Genomic DNA, 2,902 nt, shown 5'->3' with positions numbered 1-2,902 from the left:
GTCGACGACGTGACGCCGTACGAGCAGATGAAGCTGCGGCTGCTCAATGCCAGCCACCAAAGCCTCTGCTATTTCGCGTATCTCAGCGGATACCGGCTGGTGCATGAAGCGGCGGGTGACCCGCTGTTCGCCGAGTTCCTGATGCGGTACATGGATACCGAAGCGACGCCGACGCTGCGCCCGGTGCCCGGCATCGACCTGCCCGACTACAAGCGCACGCTGATCGAACGGTTCGCCAATCCCGGCGTGCGCGACACCATCGCCCGGCTGTGCTTCGGCTCCTCGGACCGCATCCCGAAATGGCTGCTTCCCGTTTTGCGCGCGAACCTGGCCGCCGATGGCCCGGTCCGGTTGTCGGCGGCCACTGTCGCTAGCTGGGCCCGCTACGCCGAAGGAGTAGACGAGCAGGGGGACCCGATCGACGTCCAAGACCAGCTGGCCGAGACGCTGGTTCCGCTGGCCCGGTCACAACGCGAGAACCCGACCGCGTTCATCGAAAACACCGGGGTGTTCGGGGATCTTGCCACCTCTCCGCGTTTCGTCGAGGCATACCTGTGGGCACTCGATTCCCTACACGCCCACGGCGCGAGGGCGACGTTGGAGAACCTGCTGCGGAAGGAGTCGCCATGACTTCCGGAGGATCGGGGCGCGCCCTGGTCATCGGTGAGGCACTGATCGACATGGTCGAGCGGGAGGGCCGAATCATCGGGGAGCATGTCGGCGGCAGCCCGCTCAATGTCGCGGTCGGTTTGGCACGGCTCGGTCGCGACGTCGACTTTCTCACCCATATCGGTGATGACCCACGCGGCCGGCAGATCGCGGAGTACGTCAAGAAGTCTGGTGCACAACTGGTCACGGGCAGTGTCAGCGCGGACCACACTCCCACCGCGTTGGCGACGCTGGACGCGAGCGGTTCGGCCCACTACGTCTTCGATATCGACTGGCAATTGGCGGGTACCACGGAGGTGGCTCCGCCGCTGGTGGCGCACACGGGCTCGATCGCTGCGGTGCTGGAGCCCGGCTGCCGGGCGACCGCCGCGCTGCTGGATGCTTACCACGTGTCGGCCACCATCACGTTTGATCCGAATGCTCGGCCGGCACTGATCCAGGACGAGGGGCTGGCGCGCAGCCGCATCGACCGGCTGGTCGAGCGCTGCGATGTCGTCAAGGCCAGCGACGAGGACCTGCGCTGGATCGACCCCAATCGCTCCGCCGAGCAGATCGCGCGGACCTGGCTGGGATTGGGCCCGGCAATCGTCGCGGTAACGATGGGTGAGCGCGGCGCGTTCGCGATGTGCGCCGCCGGGATGGCCCGCATGCAGGCAAGGCCGGTGGAAGTGGTGGACACCGTGGGTGCCGGCGACGCGTTCATGACGGGCGTGATCGACGCGCTGTGGTCGTTGGGTCTGCTCGGCGCCGACCGGCGGCCCGCGCTGCGCCGCATCGGCATCGACGCGCTGACCGGCGTGCTGCACACCGCCGCACTTTCCTCGGCCCTAACGATTGCCCGCGCCGGGGCCGACCTACCCGATCGAGCGAGCAGGGACGCCGCGGCCGCCGACTCGGTGCACCGCTGAGCAAGCGCCACCACGGATCGCTGTCCGCGGTTCGCCACGGTTGCTCGACATCAGGCGGCCTTCGTTGCTGCCGCCGAAGCGGCACTGGATGCCAGCTGGATCACTGGTATTCGGCCGACTGTTACCGCAGTCCAGTTCGCAGGGCGGCCGGTGCCGCACCAAGGTTTGCACAGAGTTTGCAGTGGAATTTGGCGCTACATGCCAATTGTTTGCGTCGTGATGCAGCGCAGGTGGACACCATACGGTGCGCGCAAATGAGTAAGCCTATTGAACAAATGGCCCAATTCGTTCAGTCCTTGTCAGCGAATAAAGGCAGGAGTTAGCTGGATTGCCTGTCAGTAGCTCATTCTGCGAAATGGCTATGCTCGATCGACCAACCAGTTGGCGACACTCGATGACACTCATCGTTGATCGGCGGGGGTTGTCCCACTGGGGCCAGGGGCCGGCCGCAAAGTTGACCACGCGTTCAAACTGCCAGTTGCTTAGCGAAGACACCAGCAAACTCTGATTTTCGATTCTGTGCAGCTAGCGTGCGTGATTGGGGGACTGCAGGGGTCGTGTGGCAAATAGTGAAACCTGTTCCAGAACTACTCGCCGGTAATTGCCTACGCAATTAGTCCACCAGAGGCATTAGTTTGCTGTACCGACCATGAGGGTTACCTGAACAGCTACTTTCAGCGAAAGCAGCTGTCCCTGAATTCGCTGCGCAGTACGCGCGCGTCAATTATTTGCGAAATGCGCGATTCCTCGGTTGCTTTGAGGTACTTTGCCCTGTGTCCGGCATCACAACGCTCAGTAAGGGAGTCGTTAATGCACGCAGCACTCCGTCCATATACAACGGCGGGCGTCGCCTTAGTCGGGGCCAGCGTCATCGCTGTGTCCCCCGTCGCTCCGCCACTACCCGATGTCCAAGAAGCCACCACGCGCGTCGTGTCTAACGCGCAGGTGGCGTTGTCGGCGATCGACAACCCGCTGGCTGTCTTCGGCCCGGTCTTCGACCAGCTCACCGCGTTCATCGAAGCGTCCGTGGGAAGCGAAATCGACAACCCGGCGCGGATCCTTACGCAGCTCTTGACGAACCAATTCGGCACCGCCGAAGCGTTCGCAACCTTCGCCACCGCACTCGGCGGAGTCCTCGGGACCATCGCCCAAGACTTGCCGACGACAATCGAAGACGCTCTGACTGCGCTCTCCGAGGGCGATCTGGAGACTGCGTACGTCGGCACACTCGTTAACGTGGCGTTCGCTTTCATTCCCCTGATACTCGGCGGGCAGCTCACGCCGGTTCTTGAGGTCGCCCAAAGGCCCTTCGCAGCTGCCCAGGC

2 protein-coding genes and 1 pseudogene are annotated in these 2,902 nt (G+C 63.7%); all 3 read left to right on the top strand.

Annotated elements, in window-relative coordinates:
* Positions 1-630, top strand: a 630-nt coding sequence (locus ACRDU5_RS12090; protein WP_526614771.1) for a mannitol dehydrogenase family protein, incomplete at its 5' end; no start/stop codon positions are given.
* Positions 627-1,577: a carbohydrate kinase family protein gene (locus tag ACRDU5_RS12085; protein WP_526614770.1), complete on the top strand. Its 951-nt coding sequence runs from the start codon at positions 627-629 to the stop codon at positions 1,575-1,577. The genes ACRDU5_RS12090 and ACRDU5_RS12085, both read left to right, overlap by 4 nt.
* A gap of 810 nt (positions 1,578-2,387) precedes the next feature.
* A pseudogene (locus tag ACRDU5_RS12080) lies at positions 2,388-2,902 on the top strand (hypothetical protein); the annotation flags it as partial.

The organism is Mycobacterium sp., from assembly GCF_050701515.1.
Taxonomy (GTDB): Bacteria; Actinomycetota; Actinomycetes; order Mycobacteriales; family Mycobacteriaceae; genus Mycobacterium.
The sequence above is the reverse complement of the archived record's forward strand: the minus strand, read 5'-3'. Positions and strand labels throughout refer to the sequence as shown.

Bases quoted from the DNA above. Each gene is read 5' to 3' on its own strand.
- ACRDU5_RS12085 (WP_526614770.1), top strand. From the start codon at position 627: ATGACTTCCGGAGGATCGGGGCGCGCCCTGGTCATCGGTGAGGCACTG.